Source organism: Lysobacter sp. yr284 (genome assembly GCF_900107375.1).
Lineage (GTDB): Bacteria > Pseudomonadota > Gammaproteobacteria > Xanthomonadales > Xanthomonadaceae > Lysobacter.
In genome coordinates this window covers 19,254-40,436 of the sequence record NZ_FNPT01000005.1, presented here as the reverse complement: position 1 = coordinate 40,436, position 21,183 = coordinate 19,254, and the positions used below count along the sequence as shown (strand labels likewise).

Genomic DNA, 21,183 nt, shown 5'->3' with positions numbered 1-21,183 from the left:
CGCGCGAGCGTGGGCCGGGTGCGCCTGCCTCCTGCGATCTTGGCTTCGCGGTCGATCTGACCCGCGTCGTCCCAAGTCGTACGAAAACAAGCACCCGCCCGGGTGCTTTTTTATTGCCCGCCTTTTCGCGAACCGCCGGCGTACGCCGGTCGTCCCCTCGTCGCAACACCCGGAAAACCAAGGAGAACGTGTCGTGAATACCACGGAAGACACCCAAGCCTAGCCGCGCATCCCGCAGCCAACCGGGGCGCGCGGCGACCCCGATGTTGGCCACGAATGCGAACCTGCTCATGAACACCCCGCTTACCCGCCGCACCTCCGCCAGCCTTTGGCGCAACCTCGGCATCATCGCCCACGTCGACGCGGGCAAGACCACGCTGACCGAACGCCTGTTGTGGAAAACCGGCGCGATCCACCGCACCGGCGAAGTTCACGACGGCGCCGCCACCACCGACTTCGACCCGATCGAACGCCGCCGCGGCATCACCATCGGCGCCGCCGCCGTGCAGGCGCGCTGGACGCCGCACGACGGCGCCGAGCATCGCCTCACCGTCATCGACACCCCGGGCCACATCGACTTCGCCATCGAAGTCGAACGCTCGCTGCGCGTGCTCGACGGCGCGGTGGCGGTGTTCAGCGGCGTCGACGGCGTGCAGCCGCAATCGGAAACCGTGTGGCGCCAGGCGCGCCGCCACGGCGTGCCGCTGATCGCGTTCGTCAACAAGATGGACCGCGTCGGCGCCTCGCTCGAGCACACCCTCGCGCAGATGCGCGAGAAGCTCGACGCGGTGGCGTGGGCGCTCGGCGAAACCGTCGGCAGCGAATCCGAGCTCAGCGGCTGGATCGACTACGTCGCGCGCGAACGCGTGGCGTGGGACGAGGCCGGCAACGTCTCGCGCCACCCCTGGAGCGATGACGAAGCCGTCCGTTTCGAACCGGCGCGCCAGCGCCTGGTCGAAGCGGTCGCCGACCACGACGACGCGCTCGCCGAGGCCTTCCTCGACGGCCGCGCCATCGACGCCGCGCTGCTCAAGGCCGCGCTGCGCCGGGCCACCCTGGCCGGCGCGGGCACCCCGGTGCTGGCCGGTTCCGCGTTCAAGAACAAGGGCGTGGAACCGCTGCTCGACGCTATCGTCGATTACCTGCCGTCGCCGCTGGACCGGCCGGCCGTGCGCGCGCAAAGCGAACGCGGCGAAACCGAACTGGCGCCGGATGCGGACGGCCCGTTGGCCGGCCTGGTGTTCAAGATCGTGCAGCAAGAGCACGGCGCGCAGACCTTCGTGCGCCTGTACTCGGGCACGCTGCGGGTCGGCGACACGGTGTGGGCGTCGCGGCGCGAGAAGGCGCTGCGGGTCGGCCGTTTGCAGGTCGTGCAAGCCGACCGCGGCCAGGACGTGGACGTGGCGTACGCAGGCGAAATAGTGGCGGTCGTGGGCTGGAAAGACGCGATCAGCGGCGAAACGCTCAGCGACGCCGGCGCGCGCCTGGCGCTCGACAGCATCCAGGCGCAGCCGGCGGTGTTGTCGTGGCGTCTGACCGCGGCCAACTCCGCCGACCTGATCCGTCTCGGCCAGGGTTTGGCGAGCCTGGCCCAGCAGGACCCGTCGTTCCGCGTCGGCACCGATGCGGATACCGGCGAGACCTTGGTTTGGGGCATGGGCGAGCTGCACCTGGAAGTGATGGTCGACCGCCTGCGCGAGCTGTGGAACGTCGATGTGCGCACCGGTTCGCCGCGCGTGGCCTATCAGGAAACGCCGAGCTGGGCGGTGCGCGGCGTGGAAGGCAAGCTGTCCAAGCAGACCGGCGGCAGCGGCCAGTACGCGCGCGTGGTCATCGACGTGGCTCCGCGCGAGGACGGACTGTTCGAGTTCGTCGACCGCACCGTCGGCGGCGTGGTCCCGCGCAACTTCGTCGGCGCGACCGAGAAGGGGCTGCGGGCGGCGCTGGCCGAAGGGCCGCAAGGCTTCCCAGTGGTGGGTTTGACCGTCAGCCTGACCGACGGCGAGACCCACGCGGTGGACTCCTCGGAGCTGGCGTTCCAACGCGCCGCCGCCGACGCGCTCAAGGCTGCGCTGGCCCAGGCCGGCACGACCTTGCTCGAACCGGTGATGGCGCTGGTGGTGGACACGCCCGCGGCCAACGTCGGCGACGTGGTCGGCGACCTGCAACGGCGCGCCGGCCGGGTGTTGTCGATCGACGACAAGGGCGGCCGCAGCGACGTGAGCGCGCGCGCGCCGCTGGCGCAGTTGTCGGGCTACACGACGACGCTGCGTTCGCTGACCCAGGGACGGGCCTCGGCCTCGATGGTGTTCGACGGTTACGAAACCGCGCGCGCCTCCAAGGCCGCCTGAGTTCGGCCGCCCCGTCGGGGCGGCGCTTTGCTTCATTTGGCCGGTTGGTCATGCCGCCGCCGGACGCGCACGCCGCGTCCGGCGGTTTTTTATGTCCGCCGGGGTAGGGCGGACCCGCCCGTCTGCGTTTTGAACCTAACTGGTGCGTTCAGTTGCCAGCTAAACGCCAATTTTGTGCACTGCACAAAGGCGGCGCGTGTGTGAAATCCAGGCGAAAAAAGACAAGACTTTTAACCTTCTTTGTGGTTGACGAGTGATCGCCGTATCAGTTAGGTTGAGGTTAATTGAGCGTTAACGTTCAAGTTTGGGGGCCGCCGCTGTCGCGGGGAACGACGACACCGGCCGGCAATACATAGAAAAAAACCACCGATCAGGGGGAAGCTCTAATGGCTTCACGCAATCCCGTCGCTCCGCGACGGCACCGTCTCAGCTGCGCGTTGCTCGCAGCGTTGGTCCTTCCGAATGCCGGTCTCGCCCTTGCCCAGGACGTGGCCACCGACAAGGACGCCAAGCCGTCCGCGGAAGAAGTCGCCAGCAAGAACGCCACCAGCCTGGAGACCGTGACGGTCACCGGCTCGCGCATCGGCCGCGACACCTTCACCTCGGTTTCGCCGCTGCAGGTGATCACCCGCGAAGAAACCACGCTGGCCGGCTTCAACTCGACCACCGGCGCGCTGCAGAGCACCTCCGTCACCGGCGGCCAGGGCCAGATCAACAACGCCTACGGCGGCTTCGTGACCAACGGCGGTCCCGGCGCCAACACCGTCGGCCTGCGCGGCATGGACCCGACCCGCACCCTGATCCTGCTCAACGGCCGCCGCGTGGCGCCGGCGGGTTCGCGCGGTTCGGTCGGCTCGGCCGACTTGAACGTGCTGCCGACCTCGATGATCGATCACATCGAAGTGCTGAAGGACGGCGCTTCGTCGATCTACGGTTCCGACGCGATCGCGGGCGTGATCAACATCGTCACCCGCAAGAACATCAACGAGCTGGCCGTCGAAGCCCAGTACAACGTGACCGAAGACGGCGGCGGCGACGAAACCCGCTACTCGCTGTCCTGGGGCAAGACCGGCGACCGCTTCAGCATCTCCGGCTCGTTCGAAGCCTACGACCGCAACGAGTTGACCCTCGGCGATCGCGACTGGACCCGCTGCAACACCGACTACCGCCGTACCGTCACCCGCGACGGCTCGGGCAATGTGACCGGCGTGGGCGAGTGGGGCAGCGCGGACTTCAAGGACCCGCTGACCGGCATGCCGAAGTGCTACCCGATCACCGGCACCGGCTCCAACGGCTCGGCGATCAACTCCATCGGCACCGAGCTGCGCCCCGGCGTCGGCGCGGCCGGTTCGGTCGGCAACATCTTCAACCGCTGGCGCCCGAACTCGTCGGTGAGCACCGGCCTGGTGGGCTACGAGGGCGTGGCCGGCGGCGCGACCAACACCAACGTGCGCGACACCTTCGATCCGCGCATGCTCAACCGCTCGCTGATCTCGCCGGTGGAAGTCAAGACCGGCTACATCCAGGGCGCCTACGACCTGCAGGCGCTGGGCAACGCCGAGGTGTACTTCGAGCTGCTCGGCAACCGCCGCGAATCCAGCCAGACCGGCTACAGCCAGCTGACCCTGGACTACGCGCGCGGCAGCATCCTGCTGCCGGCGCAGTTGCAGAACGCCCTGTTCCAGGCCCAGCCGACCGAAATCAGCAACGGCCGCCCGGTCGCGGTGCGCGCCTTCATCGGCTTCGGCAACAACCACAGCTCGCAGACGGTCGATTTCTGGAAGGCCACCGGCGGCCTGCGCGGCGACTTCGTGTGGACCGACTGGCGCTACGACTTCATGGTCAGCAAGTCGCGTTCCGATGCCGACTACACCTTCGACAGCTTCCTGACCGATCGCCTGGCGCGCAGCCTCGACGTGGTCGCGGGCCCGGGCGGCGTCGTCTGCCGCGATCCGTCGGGCGGCTGCGTGGCCGCGCCGTTCCTGACCACGCAGGTCGTCGGCGGCAAGCTGCCGCAGGACTGGAAGAACTACGTCTACCGTCCGGTCACCGGCAACACCCTGTATGAAGAAAGCACCGTCAACTTCTCCATCGACGGTCCGCTGTTCTCGCTGCCGTACGGCGATGTGCGCGGCGCGTTCGGCGTCGAGTACCGCCGCGCCAAGATCGACGACACCCCGTCGGCCGACGGCGTCGCCCGCAACCTGTACAACCTGACCTCGGGCGATCCGACCCGCGGCAAGGACTCGGTCAAGGAAATCTACGGCGAAATCGAAGTGCCGGTGCTGTCCGGCCTGAAGGGCGCCGAGGAACTGACCTTCAACCTGTCGGCCCGCTACACCGACTACAAGTCCTACGGCAGCGACAACACCTACAAGATCGGCGGTCTGTGGACCCCGCTCAGCTGGCTGACCGTGCGCGCGTCGTACGGCACCTCCTACCGCGCTCCGGCGCTGTTCGAGCAGTTCCTGGGCGCCACCACCGGCTTCCTGTCCAACTCCGTCGACCCGTGCAACAACTACGGCGTGGATCCGGACGCTTCGATCTCGCTGGCCGCCAACTGCGCGTCCGAAGGCTTGGTGCCGAACTTCAACGCCACCAGCGGCGTCACCGTCATCAACAACGGCGGCGCGGCGCAGGGCCTGAAGGCGGAAACCTCCAAGAACTTCACCGGCGGCATCATCCTGCAGCCGGAAATGCCGAAGAGCTGGGGCGACCTGTCGTTCGCGGTGGACTACTACAAGATCGAAGTCGAGAACGGCGTCGCTCGCGCCGGCGGCGCCGAGATCCTGGACCGCTGCTACAACGATCCGGACTTCCGCGCCGGTGGCGGCTTCTGCCGTCTGGTCGCGGCGCGCGCTCCGGGCAGCAACGCCCTGACCGTGCAGGACAGCTACGTCAACCTGGCCACCGACCGCGTGCGCGGCCTGGACTTCACCGTCCGCTACGTCCGCGACGTCGGCCCGGGCACCCTGCGCACCACCCTGCAGGCGACCCACTTCCTGGAGCAGTCCAACAAGCTGTTCGCCGAGGACGCGCTGGACGATTACAACGGCAACATCGGTTCGCCGTCGATGACCGCCACGCTCGACACCACCTACGACTGGAAGAACTGGAAGTTCCGCTACGGCCTGGAATGGGTCGACGCCATGCAGAGCTACGGCTACTACGGCCTCGACCGCAACACCGCTGCGTTCAAGATGCACACGGAGGATTACTACCTCTCGCACATCTCGGCCCAGTTCAAGCTGGACAAGTGGACCTTCACCGGCGGCGTGCGCAACCTGTTCGACGCCGAGCCGAAGAAGATCTCGCAGTCGGGCGCTTACAACCGCGTGGGCAACGCCCCGCTGTACAGCGGTTACGACTACGTCGGTCGCGCGTTCTTCCTGAACGTGCAGGCGAAGTTCTGATCGGTACCAACGACCGCCGCCCCTAACCCGGGCGGCGGTTTTTTTTTGCCCGGAAGATAGGGGAGTCCTCATGGACAAAATGCATATGTTCAAGCGCGTCGCGCTCGGCCTCGCGCTGGCCGCGGCGGCGATCCCGGCCGCGCAGGCCAAGCCCGCGGTGCCGACGGTCGAACAGCTCGCCGCGTTCCCGCTGATGTCGAGCTTCACCCTCTCGCCCGACGGCAAGCGCATGGCCGCGCTGCAGGCGCGCGGCGAGGAGCGGGTGATCCTGGTATGGGACACCGACGCGCTGGACAAGGCGCCGACCGTGATCGGTTCGGCCAAGATGAAGCTCAATGGGGTCAGCTTCATCAAGAACGACCTGCTCGCGGTGTCGTTGTGGCAGCCCTACGATCTGCGCGCGGACCGGCTGTACAAGACCTTCGCCAACAAGCTGATGATCACCGACCTGCAGGGCAAGGACTGGCACGAGCCGATGCCGCAGGAGCGCGCCGAGAGCCGCGACGAGCAGGTGCGGCAGGCGCTGGCGGTGCCGGCGATCCTCGACGCGCTGCCCAACGATCCCGATCACGTGCTGGTGATGAACACGGTCGGCTCCAGCGCCGGCGATGTGTACAAGGTCGACTTGCGCACCTGGAAGGCCGAGCGCATCCAGCGCAGCAACGAACGCATCGGCGGGTATCTGACCGACTCGCAGGGCAACCTGGCCGCGCGCCTGAGCAACGACACCGACGGCAAGGGCGCCTTCGTCGCCGCCCAGTTCCGCGACCCCAAGAGCGGGCAGTGGACCGAGCACTTCCGCTCGTACGTGAAGGAGCGCGACGAGGTGCAGGTGGTCGGTTTCGCCGACGATCCCAACATCGCCTTCGTGCGCAGCAACGTCGGCCGCGACAAGTCGGTGATCTACGAGTACGACATCGCCGCCAAGGCGCGCAAGGAGAATCTGTTCGAACACCGCTTCTTCGACGCGTCCTCGGTGATCGTCAACCGCAGCAAGGGCGTGGAAGGCGTCGGCCAGGGCGAGATCCTCGGCCTGCGCTACGAAGGCCCGCGCGAGAACGACGTGCAGTGGGTGCATCCCAAGCTCAAGGCGCTGGACCAGGCGTTGCGCGCGGCGTTGCAGCTCAAGCCGGCGCCGACCGAGTTCGTCGATCCGGCCACCGGCCAGGGCGCGACCACCGGTTACGACGCCGCGGCCGGCTACAGCCTGGTCGATTACTCCGCCGATCTGTCCACCGCGGTGGTCGCGGTCGAAGGGCGCGCGCGTCCGCCGGAGTTCTACCTGTTGCGCGGCGGCAAGCTGGCGGCGCTGGGCAAGGCCTATCCGCAGATCGATCCGGCCGCGCTGGGCGAGGTCAAGCTGGTCTACTACAAGGCCCGCGACGGGCAGACCATTCCGGGCTTCCTGACCACGCCGAACAAGGAACTGTGCGGCGCCGGCCCGTGGCCGTCGGTGATCCATCCGCACGGCGGCCCGTGGGCGCGCGACGGCATGGGCTTCGACGGCTCGATGTGGGTGCCGCTGATGGTGTCGCGTTGCATGGCCGTGCTGCAGCCGCAGTACCGCGGCTCGCAGGGCTGGGGCCGCAAGCTGTGGATGGCCGGCGACGCCGAGTGGGGCCAGAAGATGCAGGACGACAAGGACGACGGGGTGAAGTGGCTGATCGAACAGAAGATCGCCCAGCCGGGCCGGGTCGCGATGTTCGGTTTCTCCTACGGCGGCTATGCGGCCTTCGCCGCGGCGGTGCGGCCGAACGGGCTGTACAAGTGCGCGATCGCCGGCGCCGGCGTGTCCGACATCCGCCGGATCTGGGCGCGCTTCTACACCAACCCGTTCTTCCGCGAGGCGCAGGCGCCGACCGTGGCCGGCCTCAGCCCGCTCGACCAGGCCGACAAGATCAAGATCCCGCTGATGATCTATCACGGCGATCGCGACCAGACCGTGCCGATCGAGCAGTCGGAGTGGTTCGCCGACAAGTCCAAGGCCTCCGGCCAGCCGGTGGAGTACCACCCGATCGCCGACTACGCCCACGGCCCGGCGTGGACGCGCAAGATCATGGGCGACCAGCTGCAGTTGATCGACACCTACCTGAGCAAGGGCTGCGGCGGTTCGGGGCTGTAAGCCGCGCATTGCAGGCCGCGAAAAAACAAGGGCGCCGCAGCGATGCGGCGCCCCTTTTCGTTGGCGGCGGCGACGTCGGCGTGCGACGCGCGGCGCTTACCAGCCGGCCAGCACCAGCTTGCCGATGGTCGCGCCCGATTCCAGCCGGCGGTGCGCCTCGCGCAGCGTCGCCGCATCGATGCGGCCGAGGGTCTCGGTGTGGGTGCCCTGGAGTTCGCCGGCGTCGATCAGTTGCGCGACCCGGTCGAGGATGCGCCCCTGTTCGATCATGTCCGCAGTGCCGAAGCGCGGCCGCGCGAACATCATTTCCCAGTGGATGCCGATGCACTTGAGCTTGTACGGATCGCCGATCTTGAGCGCGCCGGCCGGCTCCACGATCAGGCCGACATGGCCTTGCGGCGCCAGCAGTTCGCCGAGCTCGACCCAATAGCGGTCGGTGTCGGCGAGGTTGAGCGCGGCGTCGACCTGTTCGATGCCCAGGGCCTTGAGCTGCGGCGCCAGCGGCTGGCGGTGGTCGACCACGTGGTCGGCGCCCATCTTGCGGCACCATTCGACGGTCTGCGGGCGCGAGGCGGTGGCGATCACTTCGAAGCCGGCGCGCTTGGCGATCTGGATCGCGATCGAACCCACGCCGCCGGCGCCGGCGACGATCAGCAGCCGCTTGCCGCGGCCGCCGTTCTCGCTGTCGAAGGGCATGCGCTGGAACAGCAGTTCCCAGGCGGTGATCGCGGTCAGCGGCAACGCCGCGGCCTGGGCCGCGTCGAGCGATCGGGGCGCCGAGCCGACGATGCGCTCGTCCACCAGGTGCAGCTCGCTGTTGCTGCCGGGGCGGGTGATGTCGCCGGAGTAATAGATCTTGTCGCCGACCTTGAAGCGCGAGACCTGTTCGCCGACGGCTTCGACCGTGCCGGCGGCATCGTAGCCGAGCACGCGCGGCTGCGCTTCCACCTGCGGCTTGGGCGAGCGCACCTTGGTGTCGACCGGATTGACCGAGACCGCCTCGACCCGCACCAGCAGGTCGTGGCCGCGCGCGCTCGGCGCGGGCAGCTCGACGTCGGTCAGCGATTGCGGATCGTCGATGGGCAGGTAACGGGTGAGGGCTACGGCTTTCATTGCGGACTCCGGGAAACGTGGGATTGCGGTGGGGGCCGGGATCGCGGGGCGATGCCGGATTGTGCGCGATCGCGGCTTACGGTGTTGAGAAGCCCGTGGCCACGGTTGCGTGAATGCGTGGGCGGGAATGGCGAGCGGATGGAGCGTCGATCCCGGATGTCTGCGCGCAGGTTCGCATGCGTTGCATGTCCGGCCAGGCTTCTTCGTTCAATGCGCGCCGAACAGGATCGCCTCGTCGAGCGAATCGGCCATGGCGCGATAACCGGCGTCGCCCGGGTGCAGGCGGTCGCCGGAATCGAAGCCGGCCTGCATGCGCGCGGGATGCGCGGGGTCGCGGATCACGGCGTCGAAATCGGCGACAGCGTCGAACTCGCCGCTGTCGCGGATCCAGGCATTGACCTGCTGGCGCACGCGTTCTTTGTCCGCGTCGAAATAGCGCTTCACCGGCGCGTCCGGCAGCGCGTCCTCGAACGGCGTCAAGGTGGCGCCGACGATGCGCACGCCGGCCTGGCGGGCGCGCGCGATCAACTGGCGGTAGCCGTCGATCAGGCGTTGCGCGCTCATCGCTTCGCGCGCGGGCTCGAAGCTGCTGCCGGGCCAGCCGATGTCGTTGATGCCCATCAGCAGCACCACGCTGTCCGGGCGCTGGGCCAGCACGTCGCGCTCGAACCGGGCCAGCGCGCTGACGCCCATGCCGTCGTTCAACACCTGCGCGCCGGAGATGCCGGCGTTGAGCACGGCGATGTCGCGCGGGGCCAGCCGCTGGGCGAGGAAGTCCGGCCAGCGATGGTTGCGGTTGACGGTGGAGGCGGCGCCGTCGGTGATCGAATCGCCGAACGCGACCACGGTGCGCGCCGCGTGCGCGGACTCGACATAGATGCCGCTGAGGTAGGGGCGGCTGGTCAGTTTTTCGGCGCCGTCGAGCGCGGCTTGCGCGCTTCGGTCGCCGCGTGCGAGGTAAGCATCCTGCCCGCCTTCCCAGTGGAAACTGCGCAGCGCGGTGTCCTGCGGCAGGTACAGGCTGACGGCGAGTTCGGCCAACGCCGGCGCGCTGAGTTCGACCGGATCGCTGAGCACCGGCGCACCCGGCAGCAAGGTGACGCTGCTGCGGCCGCCGAAGGTCAGCGCGCGATCGCTGCCGGCCTCGATGCGCGAACCGCCGAGACTGCGCGCGATGCGCGCCGCGCCGATGACGACCGGTTCGCGGCCGTAGGCGTTGGACAGGGCGATGCGCACGCGGTCGCCGCCGACGCTGATGCGCGCGACCTGGCGCACGGTCTGGTCGCGCAGCCGGTCGGGGGCGTTGTTGGGCAGGACGAATCCGGCGTCCCAGGTGGCTTGCGGGCTGGCGGTCCAGGTGCCGATCCAGCGCGCGCGCTCGGCGGCCTGCGCCGGAGCGAGCAGAGACAGGGCGAGCGCGGCGGCGGCGAGGGAGCGAGGCAGGGCATTCATGATCGGTAGGCCGGAAAGGCGTCGCGATGCGACGCGGGAAAGTGGGAGGGGTTTGTGAGAAATCGCGTCGGCTTCGGCGCCGTCGCCGATGCGGCGGCTGCGATGGCGCTTGGCAGCGCTCAGCCTGCGCACGCGGCTGCGATGGCCGGTTTGCTGCTGCGCTTCGCGCTGGCGCGGCTTTTCGCATCCAGCCGCGTCGCCAGCAACGCCAGCGCCAGTCCCGATGCCGTTACCAGCGCCGCGACCCAGGTCACCGCGCCCAATCCCGGGCCGTGTTCGATCACCGCGCCGCCGAGCCAGGCGCCCAGCGCGTTGCCGAGGTTGAACGCGCCGATGTTGAGGCTCGACGCCAGGTTCTGCCCGGCCGCATCGGTCTTCTGCAGCACCCACAGCTGCAGCGGCGGCACCGTCGCGAACGCGGCCACGCCGAGCAGGCCGACGAAGGCGACCGCGGCGACCGGGTCGCGCAGGCCGAAGGTCATCGCGCCCAGCACCGCCGCCAGCGCGACCAGGGTGCCGACCAGGGCCGGCGCCAGGCGCTTGTCGGCGAAGCGTCCGCCGATCAGGTTGCCCAGGATCATGCCGCCGCCGAACACCAGCAGGATCGGCGAGACCGCGGCGTCGCCGAATCCGCTCAGGGTGGTGAGGATCGGCTGGATGAAGGTGTAGACGGTGAACACGCCGGCGAAGCCCAGCACGGTGGTCAGCAGGCCCAGCAACACCTGCGGGTGCAGCACCGCGCGCAGCTCGCGGCGCAGCGCGACCGGCTCGGGCTTGCTGCGGTCGCGCGGCACCAGCGCGGCGATCACCACCGTCGCGATCACGCCGATCGCCGCCACCGCCCAGAACGTCGAGCGCCAGCCCAGGTGCAGGCCGAGCCACGCGCCGGCGGGCACGCCGAGCAGGGTGGCCACGGTCAGGCCGGTGAACATGATCGAGATCGCCGAGGCCTTGCGGTCCTGCGGCACCAGGCCGGTCGCGACCACCGCGCCGACGCCGAAAAAGGTGCCGTGGGCGAGCGAGGTGATGACCCGCGCGATCATCAGCACCGTATAGTTCGGCGCGATCGCGCAGACGATGTTGCCGACGGTGAAGATCAGCATCAGCGCCACCAGCACCGCCTTGCGCGGCATGCGCCCGGTGGCGACGGTCAGCACCGGCGCGCCGACGAACACGCCCAGCGCATAGCCGGAGATCAGCAGGCCCGCCGCGGCCAGGCCGACCTGCAGGTCGGCGGCGACCTGCAGCAGCAGGCCCATGATCACGAACTCGGTGGTGCCGATGCCGAACGCGCCGACCGTCAGCGCGTACAGCGCCACCGGCAGGCGCGCGCGGCCGCCCGCGGCGGGCGTGGCGGCGGTGGAAGGGGAGGGGGCGTGCATGGGACGCATCCGGGGAAGAAAGAGGCGCCAGTCTGGGCCGTTGCATCTTGTGGAAAAACCCGCAGGATGGCGAATCACTCTCAACCAGAAATTGAAAATCCCGTGGACCGGATCGCCGACCTGAACCTGTTCCTGAGGGTCCTGGACCTGGGCTCGATCAGCGCCGCCGCGCGCAGCCTGGACCTGTCGGCGGCGGTGGCCAGCCAGCGGCTCAAGCGCCTGGAACGCGAGCTCGGCGTGCGCCTGCTGCACCGGACCACGCGGCAACTGCACGCCACCGCCGAGGGCCTGGCCCTGGCCGAGCGCGGTCGCGCCCTGATCGAGGAACTCGAAGGCCTGACCGACGACCTGCGCCGCGCCGGCAGCGAACCGTCCGGGCAGCTGCGGGTGACCACCTCGGCCGCGTTCGGCCGCATGTACCTCTCGCCGTTGCTGCCCGAGTTCCAGCGCCGCTATCCGCGGGTGCGGCTGAGCGTGAACCTGAGCGACGAGAACCTGGACCTGATCGCCGCCGGCATGGACCTGGCGATCCGCATCGGCACGCTCGACGACTCCAACCTGGTCGCGCGCAAACTCGCCCACAACCGCCGCGTGCTGGCCTGTTCGCCCGACTACCTGCGCCGCCACGGCGCGCCGCGCACGCCGCAGGACCTGGCCGGCCACGAATGCCTGCTGCTGGTCGGCGCGCAGGGGCGGCTGGAGCATTGGCGCGTGCTCGACGCCGCCGGGCGCGAGAGCGTGGTGCGGGTCAACGGGCGGCTGGAGAGCAATTTCGGCGAAGTCCTGCGCGACGCGGCGATCGCCGGCCTCGGCATCGCCCACTTTTCGGTCTGGCACGTGCACGAAGACCTGCGCGCCGGCCGCCTGGTGCAGGTCCTGCCGCGCCACCGCCTGCCCGACACCGCGATCCACGCCGTCATGCCGCAACGGCGCTACGTACCGCTGCGCGTGCGTGCGTTCATCGACTTCATGGCCGAGTCGTTCGGCGAGGTGCCGCCGTGGGAGCGCGAGGCCTGAGCGGCAGCTGGGTTCGGCAGCTGCGGCACGGATTTCGCCCCCTGTGGGCTTCACTGTTTTGCGGAGGTTGCGCAAACAGTGGCGGCGCATTTCCTTTTGCGTCGAAACTACCCGCTGACCCTCATTCCAGCGACAGCTGGAATCCATGTTGCCGTTGCTGTTGGCTTGGACGTCACCTTGCGGAAGGTCATTGCTCCGCAGACCCGAAGGGCGCGCGCATGGATGCGCGCGTGCGCCGTAGGGGCAGGATGCCCCTTACGGCGCATCCCGGCGCAAGGTGCTGGACTTAGCGGCTTGTGACTTTAGACAAGCGTTTTTCTTTGGTTACTTTCTTTTGGCGCGCTGCCAAAAGAAAGTAACTCGGCCGCTTGCGGACGAAAGCCCTTGATTGTCGCTTGTCGTCACTCGTCAACGACGGCAGTGCAGTTGCGTATCCGACTGTAGGAGCGGTGCAAGCCGCGACCGCGCCATCGCAGTAATCGCGAAGGTTTCGTCGTAGTTGCGTTGTCGCGGTCGCGGCTTGCGCCGCTCCTACAGGGGGCGTGCCGCGGTGGGTTCGGCCTTTGCGTGTTCGTACGCTTGACGACAAGCGAAGATCCAAAGCTTCCGGCCGCAAGCGGCCGGGTCACTTTCTTTGTCCAAAGCAACAAAGAAAGTAACCAAAGAAAGTGCTTTTCCCTGTTTCGAATCAAAAGCCACTAGGTCCAGCACCGGGCGCGGGGCCGCGCCATAAGGGGCATCCTGCCCCATGGCGCGCGCGCGCATCCATGCGCGCGCCCTCCGGGGCTGCGGGACGTGTGCTTTGCGTGGGGTTGCGTCCGAGCGAACGGCAACGGCAAGAACAACAGCAAGATGGATTCCGGCGTTCGCCGGAACGACGCGGCGAACCCACAAAAACCCGAAACCGGCCCGGCCCCGCCCTCAATCGAACGCAAACGCATCCAACGCCAACGAACCCATCTCATGCGAGCGGTGGATCGTGCGCACCGTCGGCGAAGCGCCGGCCGCGCCGAGGGCGACGAACAGCGGCATCAGGTGCTCCACGGTCGGGTGCGCACGCCGCGCGTGCGGCGCCTGCGCTTGCCAGTCGAGCAAGGCCTCGCGGTCGCCCGCGGCCAGCCTGGCGTGCATCCAGCCGGCGAACTCCGCCGCCCAGTCCGGCATCGGCGCCTCGCGATCGCCCCAGTCCAGGTCGCCCAGGTTGTGCACGAAGCCGCCCGAGCCGATCACCAGCACGCCCTCGTCGCGCAACGCCGACAGCGCCCGGCCGACGGCGTAGTGCTGCGCCGCCGTGCCGTGGGGCTGCACCGACAGCGGCACCACGGCGATGTCGGCCTGCGGGTACATGCGCCGCAGCGGCACCCACACGCCGTGGTCGAGGCCGTGGTTGTCGCGCAGCTTCGGGTCGAGCCCGGCGTCGGCCAGGCGCGCGGCCACCTGTTCGGCCAGGCGCGGCTGGCCCGGGGCGGGGTACTGGATCTGGTACAGCGGCTGCGGGAACCCGCCGAAGTCGTGCACGGTGTGCGGCCGCTCGTGGCCGCCGACCATCGGCCGGTCGGTCATGAAGTGGGCCGAGGCGATCACGATCGCGCGCGGCCACGGCAGCTGCTGGCCGAGCGCGTCGAGGAAGCGCCCGGCGGGCGAATCCTCCAGCGCCAGCATCGGCGAGCCGTGCGAAAGGAATAAGGTCGGCAGGCGGGTGGGGATGTCCATCGCCCAAGGGTGATCCTCGCACCGGCGATTTCCAAGCCGCGCGCCCGCGCCTGATCGTTTCGCCGCTGTCGGCAATCGCGACCAAAGGCGTCAATTGTTGACGCAAGGCCCGCCGGAGCCGCCCCGCGGCTTCCATACCCCCGCGGTCCGCCGGGTCTTCGCGGTCTGGCAAAATAGCGGGCTCTCTCACCGCAGGCCTTTCGCCCATGAGCCACTTCGACATCCGTTCGACCGTCCGCCCCGATCCCGACAAGCCGATGGTCGACATCGCCGACTACGTCGCCGACTACCAGATCGACTCGAAGGAAGCCTACGACACCGCCCGCTACATGCTGCTGGACTCGCTGGCCTGCGCGGCGCTGGCGATGGACCACAAGGAATGCCTCAAGCACCTCGGCCCGCTGGTGCCGGGCGGCGAGATGAAGGGCGGCGCGCGGGTGCCGTTCACGAATTACGAACTCGACCCGGTCCAGGCCGCCTACAACATCGGCGTGCAGATCCGCTGGCTCGACTTCAACGACACCTGGCTCGCGGCCGAATGGGGCCACCCGTCCGACAACCTCGGCGCCATCCTCGGCGTCGCCGACTACCTGGGCCGCAAGGCCGAGGCCGAAGGCGGCAAGGCCATGAGCGTGCGCGACGTGCTCGGCCACGCGATCAAGGCGCACGAAATCCAGGGCGGCTACGCGCTCAAGAATTCGTTCAACCGGGTCGGCCTCGACCACGTGATCCTGGTCCGCCTGGCCTCGACCGCGGTCACCACCCAGATGCTCGGCGGCGGCAAGGAAGAGATCATCACCGCCGTTTCGCACTCCTGGATCGACAACGGCGTGCTGCGCACCTACCGCCACGCGCCGAACACCGGCCCGCGCAAGAGCTGGGCCGCCGGCGACGCCTGCCGCCGCGCCGTCACCCACGCGCTCAACGCCAACAAGGGCGTGGTCGGCTACCCGAGCGCGCTGTCGGTCAAGACCTGGGGCTTCTGGGACATCGCCTTCAAGGGCAAGCAGTTCGAGTTCGAGCGTCCGTTCGGCAGCTACGTGATGGAGAACGTGCTGTTCAAGATCTCGTTCCCGGCCGAGTTCCACGCCCAGACCGCGGTCGAGTGCGCGATGCAGCTGCACGACCAGGTCAAGGACAAGCTCGACCAGATCGAGCGCGTCGAGCTGGAGACCCAGGAAGCCGGCGTGCGCATCATCGACAAGACCGGCCCGCTGGCCAACTACGCCGACCGCGACCACTGCCTGCAGTACATGGTCGCCGTGCCGCTGATCTTCGGGCGCCTGACCGCCGACGACTACGTCGACGCCGTCGCCGCGGACCCGCGCATCGACGCGCTGCGCGACAAGATGACGGTCAAGGAGAACGAGCAGTTCACCAAGGACTACTTCGACCCCGACAAGCGCTACATCGGCAACTCGGTGCAGGTGTTCTTCAAGGACGGCAGCTCGACCGACAAGGTCTCGATCGACTTCCCGATCGGCCACCGCAACCGCCGCGCCGAGGGCATCCCGGTGCTGATGGCCAAGTTCGAAGCCGCGATCCGCGCCAAGCTGCCGGCCGCCCAGGCCGACCGCCTGCTGGCCCTGGCCAACAATCCGGCCGAGCTGGAAGCGCTGCCGGTGACCGAGTTCATGAGCCTGTTCGTGCGCCAGGGCGAGTGATCGCCCCGGGCTGATCCGGGCGCCCGGCATCGGGCGTCCGATTAGCACTTCATAAGTGCAGTTCCAGCTGAATGGAGCTGCACTTTTTTTATGAACGAATTGCGACCGACTCCTAGTATTCATGGAACCGGCTCGAATGTTAGACGGTTGTTAACACCGCTTTCACGTTGGCAAACCTAACCTGCGCGGGTCGGCGTCGTCCAGGCGGCCGTCCTGAACGGTAGAAACCTCGCAGACGCGGTTTCCTTTCTAAAGAAACAGGAGCTAGAAGATGAATAAGAAACTCCTCTGCGCCGCCCTGCTGGGTGGCCTGAGCCTTGCGCAAGTCGCCAGCGCCCAGGACTTCGACGACCGTTGGTACCTTACCGGCGCTGCCGGCATGAACATCCAGGACAACGACCGCGGCACCCGCAACGCGCCGTTCGGCGCGATCGGCCTCGGCAAGTTCCTGAACAAGAATTGGTCGCTGGACGGCGAGCTGAACTATCAGAACCCGAAGTTCGACGCCAACCAGGACGCCAACTGGAGCCAGTACGGCATCTCGTTGGACCTGCGCCGCCACTTCGTCACCGACGGCCGCAACTGGAACCCGTACATCCTGATGGGCCTGGGTTACCAGCGCTCGGAAGAGGAGTACTTCATCCCGTCGCCGCTGTCGCCGGGCAACCGCAAGGACGGCAACTTCGCCGCCAAGGTCGGCGTCGGCATCCAGGGCGACCTGGGCCGCGTCGGCATCCGCACCGAGTTGGCCTACCGCGCCGACTTCGACGACCAGAGCGTCAACGCGCCGCAGGAAGACTGGTTCGGCGACGTGCTGGCCTCGGTCGGCATCGTGGTCCCGCTGGGTCCGGAGCCCGTCGCTGCGGTCGCTCCGGCTCCGGTCGTGGAGGCGGGCTGCGCCGACAAGGACGACGACGGCGACGGCGTGAACAACTGCGACGACAAGTGCCCGAACTCGCAGGCTGGCCAGACCATCGGTCCGGACGGCTGCCCGGTTCCGGTCACCATCGACCTCAAGGGCGTGAACTTCGACTTCGACAAGGCGACCCTGCGTCCGGACGCGATCGCCATCCTCAACGAGGCCACCGAAATCCTGAAGCGCTATCCCGAGCTGAAGGTCGAAGTCGCCGGCCACACCGACCTGTGCGGTAAGGACGCCTACAACCAGAAGCTGTCCGAGCGCCGCGCCAAGGCCGCCTACGACTACCTGACCAGCAACGGCGTCGATGCCGGCCGCCTCAACGGCCCGATCGGCTACGGCGAGAGCCGTCCGCTGGAGAACACCCCGCAGACGCTGCCGGGCTGCAAGAGCGAGAAGAACCGCCGCACCGAGCTCAACGTCCAGAACTGATCGGACGCAAGCTCCGCCACGGGCCTTCGGGCCCGCGGCAGGCGATATCCGGGAGCCCGGCCCCGCGCCGGGCTCCTTATTTATGTAAGGACTGGTTTGCCGATGAGCGGCGCGAATCAGGAACTGCGCCGCAGTTTCCCCGCGATGCTCTACCGTTCGTCGGCCCGGCCGTTCCGATGTGTGCGTAAAAACTGTGGGCGCGTTAAATCACGAGTTGGTTCTGGCCCGCCTGAACTACGTTAAGTGGTATTAACAATCTTCTTGACGGTGTATGATCCCCCCGCCAGTGACCGCGGCCCTTGGCTCGTGCCAGTGCTGAAAGTGTCTCTGCCATAGAGTCAGCGCCGCAGAAGACTGTCCCGATCACACAGTCCCGATCTACCCCCCGTTCCGATCGATCTGAAGGAGTTACAAATGAAGATCCGTATGTTGAGCACCGCTTTGCTGGCGGGCTTGGCTTTCTCGCAGGTGGCCAGCGCGCAGGATTTCGATGACCGTTGGTACCTGACCGGCGCCGCCGGCATGAACATCCAGGACAACGACCGCGGCACCCGCAACGCTCCGTTCGGTGCGATCGGCCTGGGCAAGTTCCTGAACAAGAACTGGTCGCTCGACGGCGAGCTGAACTACCAGAACCCGAAGTTCGACGCCAACCAGGACGCCAACTGGAGCCAGTACGGCATCTCGCTGGACCTGCGCCGCCACTTCGTCACCGACGGCCGCAACTGGAACCCCTACCTGCTGGCCGGCATCGGCTACCAGCGTTCGGAAGAGGAATACTTCATTCCGTCGCCGCTGTCGCCGGGCAACCGCAAGGACGGCAACTTCGCCGCCAAGGTCGGCGTCGGCATCCAGGGCGACCTGGGCCGCGTCGGCATCCGCACCGAGCTGGCCTACCGCGCCGACTTCGACGACCAGAGCGTCAACGCTTCGAAGGAAGACTGGTTCGGCGACGTGCTGGCTTCGGTCGGCATCGTGGTCCCGCTGGGTCCGGAGCCCGTCGCTGCGGTCGCTCCGGCTCCGGTCGTGGAGGCGGGCTGCGCCGACAAGGACGACGACGGCGACGGCGTGAACAACTGCGACGACAAGTGCCCGAACTCGCAGGCTGGCCAGACCATCGGTCCGGACGGCTGCCCGGTTCCGGTCTCGATCGACCTGAAGGGCGTGAACTTCGATTTCGACAAGGCGACCCTGCGTCCGGACGCCGTGGCCATCCTCAGCGAGGCCAGCGAGATCCTGAAGCGCAACCCGAGCCTGCGCGTCGAAGTCGCCGGTCACACCGACCTGTGCGGTAAGGACGCTTACAACCAGAAGCTGTCCGAGCGCCGCGCCAAGGCCGTGTACGACTACCTGACCAGCAACGGCGTCGACGCCGGTCGCCTGGCCGGTCCGGTCGGCTACGGCGAGAGCCGTCCGCTGGAGAACACCCCGCAGACGCTGCCGGGCTGCAAGAGCGAGAAGAACCGCCGCACCGAGCTCAACGCTCAGAACTAAGCGGCGTAGCGCAGGCCGTTCGCGGCCCGCGTAGCGATACGAAGAAGCCCGGCCTCGTGCCGGGCTTCTTTTTTGTTGTGTGGGCGAGGCTTTTGTGGGAGGGGCTTCCGCCCCGACGCTCGTGTTCCAGAGCGCCGCGACTTGAGCCAGGAGCATCGGGGCTCAAGCCCCTCCCACAAGAGCGCTCCGCGTCGATGGCACATACGCTTCGCGCGGGCGACAGGCGGTCGCCCGTTGCGCCGCGCGAGCTTGCGCGGCGCAGTTCGGCCCGTTCATAAGAAAAGCCGATAAATGCCTGATTTTGCGGGTTGTCCGATCCCGCGGGGCCGCCTACACTGGCGCGCACCGACGACCGCGCGGCGAGACATCGCTTTCGCGCCGATCCCGTCCCGCGCCGACCTGGAGAGAGCCCCTCATGCGCCGACTGCTTGCCGCCACGTCCTTGATCCTGATCGCCGCGTCCGCGCAGGCCCAGACCAGCGCCGCCAACTGCGCCGCGCTGACCGCCTCGCGCGCGCAGCCGGTGCAGCCGACCCTGATCGCGCCGGTGGCGCCGGAACTGGTCGCGCCTTCGCACCAACTCGGCGCGCCGACCGGCGTGCTGTCGCAGGCGCTGGACGAAGCGCTCTCGGTCGACCAGGTGCTGCTGCGGATGAAGCTCGACGCCTGCACCGTGGCCAAGGCCACCCCGGCCTCGACCGGCATGCCCTCGGCCAACGATCCGGCCGCGTACAAGCCGCAGACCCAGTACGACAACACGCCGTGGCGCTTCGACATGAGCCAGGGCGGCAAGCGCATGACCGCCGACGAGTTCAGCGCCTGGATGAAAGCCAAGGGCGTACGCGTGGCCAAGGGCGCGCCCGGCGCCGCCGCTGCGGCGCCCGCGCCGGTCGCCGAAGCCGAACCGGCCAAGGCCGAGGAAGGCAAGAAAAAGAAGTAAGCCGCGCAACTGCGCAGCGACACGACGGCCGCGGCTTCGCCCGCGGCCGTTTTGCTTTGTGGGTTGTGGGGGTTGGACTTGGCGACTTCCTGATTCGCGACTTTCGGCTGCCGATAACGAAGGCGAACGAAGTCGAACAAGCCGTAGCGCCTGCTTTTGTGGGAGGGGCTTCAGCCGCGACGCCTTCCGCTCAGTTCGCCACGATCTGGAACCAAAGCGCCGGGGCTGAAGCCGCTCCCACAAAAGCAGGCGCTGCCCGCCGGCCAAGCGCGCTCGCCGGCCCGGCCTGCACTGACGCGCGAACAAAGCCACCGCTGCGCGAGGGCTGCGATAATGCGCTACGCCATCGCCCTTCCATTTTTCGGACCCGCCTTGAACAAGACTCCGCCCCGCCACGGCCTGGCCCGCGTGCTGTCCAAGCAGGGCCTGTGCTCGCGCAGCGAGGCGGCGCGTTGGGTCGCCGCCGGGCGGGTGACGGTGGACGGGCGGGTGGTGCGCGATCCCGAGTTCCCGATCGTGCAGGGCCGCCATCGCATCCTCGTCGACGGCGAACAGGCCGGCGATGCGCGCCGGCTCTACCTGATGCTCAACAAGCCGCGCGGGCTGGTCACCACCGCGCACGACGAACGCGGCCGCGACACCGTCTATCGTTGCTTCGACGGCGCCGCGCTCGACGGCGCACCGCTGCCGTGGCTGGCGCCGGTGGGGCGGCTGGACCAGGCCAGCGAGGGCCTGCTGCTGTTCTGCAACGACCCGCAATGGGCCGCGCGCGTCACCGATCCCGAGCGCGGGCCGGACAAGACCTACCACGTGCAGATCGATGCGATTCCCGACGACGCGCTGCTGCGCGCGCTCGCCGAGGGCGTCGATGCCGACGGCGAGCGCCTGCGCGCGAAATCGGCGCGGCTGCTGCGCGCCGGCGAGAAGAACGCGTGGCTGGAGATCGTGCTCGACGAAGGCCGCAACCGGCAGATCCGCCGGCTGCTGGCGGCGTTCGAACTGCAGACATTGCGGCTGGTGCGGGTGGCGATCGGCGGGCTGGCCCTGGGCGAACTCGGCAAGGGCCAGTGGCGCGCGCTTGGCGCGGACGACCTGCTCAGGCTGGGCTGAGACCTCGGCCGCGTTGTCCGCGCCGGGGCGGCCGAAATCCGATCGCGGTAACGGTTGCGGC

The 21,183-nt window shown here is 68.4% G+C and carries 11 protein-coding genes and 2 pseudogenes; 9 read left to right on the top strand and 4 right to left on the bottom strand.

Annotation, left to right across the window (positions count from 1 at the left end; all coding sequences use genetic code 11):
* The first annotated feature begins 290 nt into the window (after window positions 1-290).
* From fusA to BLV01_RS10125, 3 genes are all read left to right on the top strand, one after another.
* Complete coding sequence (gene fusA, locus BLV01_RS10135; protein ID WP_091799117.1) at window positions 291-2,351, top strand: elongation factor G; 2,061 nt, start codon at window positions 291-293, stop codon at window positions 2,349-2,351.
* 488 nt (window positions 2,352-2,839) lie between these two features.
* Entirely contained in the window at window positions 2,840-5,764 is a 2,925-nt protein-coding gene (locus BLV01_RS10130) for a TonB-dependent receptor plug domain-containing protein (RefSeq protein ID WP_254782588.1), read from the top strand.
* Between the two features lie 70 nt (window positions 5,765-5,834).
* Window positions 5,835-7,886 (top strand): alpha/beta hydrolase family protein, encoded by a 2,052-nt coding sequence (locus BLV01_RS10125; RefSeq protein ID WP_254782587.1) that lies wholly within the window; start codon window positions 5,835-5,837, stop codon window positions 7,884-7,886.
* Window positions 7,887-7,982: 96 nt separating this feature from the next.
* Here BLV01_RS10125 and BLV01_RS10120 read toward each other — a convergent pair whose 3' ends face one another.
* The 3 genes from BLV01_RS10120 to BLV01_RS10110 form a co-directional block, all read right to left on the bottom strand.
* Window positions 7,983-8,999 (bottom strand): zinc-binding alcohol dehydrogenase family protein, encoded by a 1,017-nt coding sequence (locus tag BLV01_RS10120; protein WP_091798374.1) that lies wholly within the window; start codon window positions 8,997-8,999, stop codon window positions 7,983-7,985.
* Between the two features lie 207 nt (window positions 9,000-9,206).
* Entirely contained in the window at window positions 9,207-10,451 is a 1,245-nt protein-coding gene (locus BLV01_RS10115) for an SGNH/GDSL hydrolase family protein (RefSeq protein ID WP_091798373.1), read from the bottom strand.
* 119 nt (window positions 10,452-10,570) lie between these two features.
* The gene (locus tag BLV01_RS10110; protein WP_217633485.1) at window positions 10,571-11,833 is read right to left on the bottom strand and encodes an MFS transporter; all 1,263 of its coding nucleotides are present in this window, start codon (window positions 11,831-11,833) and stop codon (window positions 10,571-10,573) included.
* A gap of 102 nt (window positions 11,834-11,935) precedes the next feature.
* Between BLV01_RS10110 and BLV01_RS10105 the strand changes: the two genes are divergently transcribed.
* The gene (locus BLV01_RS10105) at window positions 11,936-12,850 is read left to right on the top strand and encodes a LysR family transcriptional regulator (protein WP_091798372.1); all 915 of its coding nucleotides are present in this window, start codon (window positions 11,936-11,938) and stop codon (window positions 12,848-12,850) included.
* Window positions 12,851-13,771: 921 nt separating this feature from the next.
* Here the strand turns inward: BLV01_RS10105 and BLV01_RS10100 are convergent.
* Window positions 13,772-14,563, bottom strand: coding sequence for a DODA-type extradiol aromatic ring-opening family dioxygenase (locus tag BLV01_RS10100; RefSeq protein WP_091798369.1), 792 nt, complete (start codon window positions 14,561-14,563; stop codon window positions 13,772-13,774).
* A 206-nt stretch (window positions 14,564-14,769) separates the two neighbouring features.
* Between BLV01_RS10100 and BLV01_RS10095 the strand changes: the two genes are divergently transcribed.
* From BLV01_RS10095 to BLV01_RS10075, 5 genes and pseudogenes are all read left to right on the top strand, one after another.
* The gene (locus BLV01_RS10095; protein WP_091798366.1) at window positions 14,770-16,227 is read left to right on the top strand and encodes a bifunctional 2-methylcitrate dehydratase/aconitate hydratase; all 1,458 of its coding nucleotides are present in this window, start codon (window positions 14,770-14,772) and stop codon (window positions 16,225-16,227) included.
* Window positions 16,228-16,498: 271 nt separating this feature from the next.
* A pseudogene (locus tag BLV01_RS10090) lies at window positions 16,499-17,503 on the top strand (OmpA family protein); the annotation flags it as partial.
* A gap of 489 nt (window positions 17,504-17,992) precedes the next feature.
* Window positions 17,993-18,997, top strand: a pseudogene (locus BLV01_RS10085) (OmpA family protein); the annotation flags it as partial.
* 490 nt (window positions 18,998-19,487) lie between these two features.
* On the top strand, window positions 19,488-20,012 hold the full coding sequence (locus BLV01_RS10080; RefSeq protein WP_254782585.1) for a hypothetical protein: 525 nt from the start codon (window positions 19,488-19,490) through the stop codon (window positions 20,010-20,012).
* Window positions 20,013-20,384: 372 nt separating this feature from the next.
* Window positions 20,385-21,122, top strand: a complete 738-nt coding sequence (locus BLV01_RS10075) for a pseudouridine synthase (RefSeq protein ID WP_343124240.1) — start codon at window positions 20,385-20,387, stop codon at window positions 21,120-21,122.
* Window positions 21,123-21,183 lie beyond the last annotated feature (61 nt).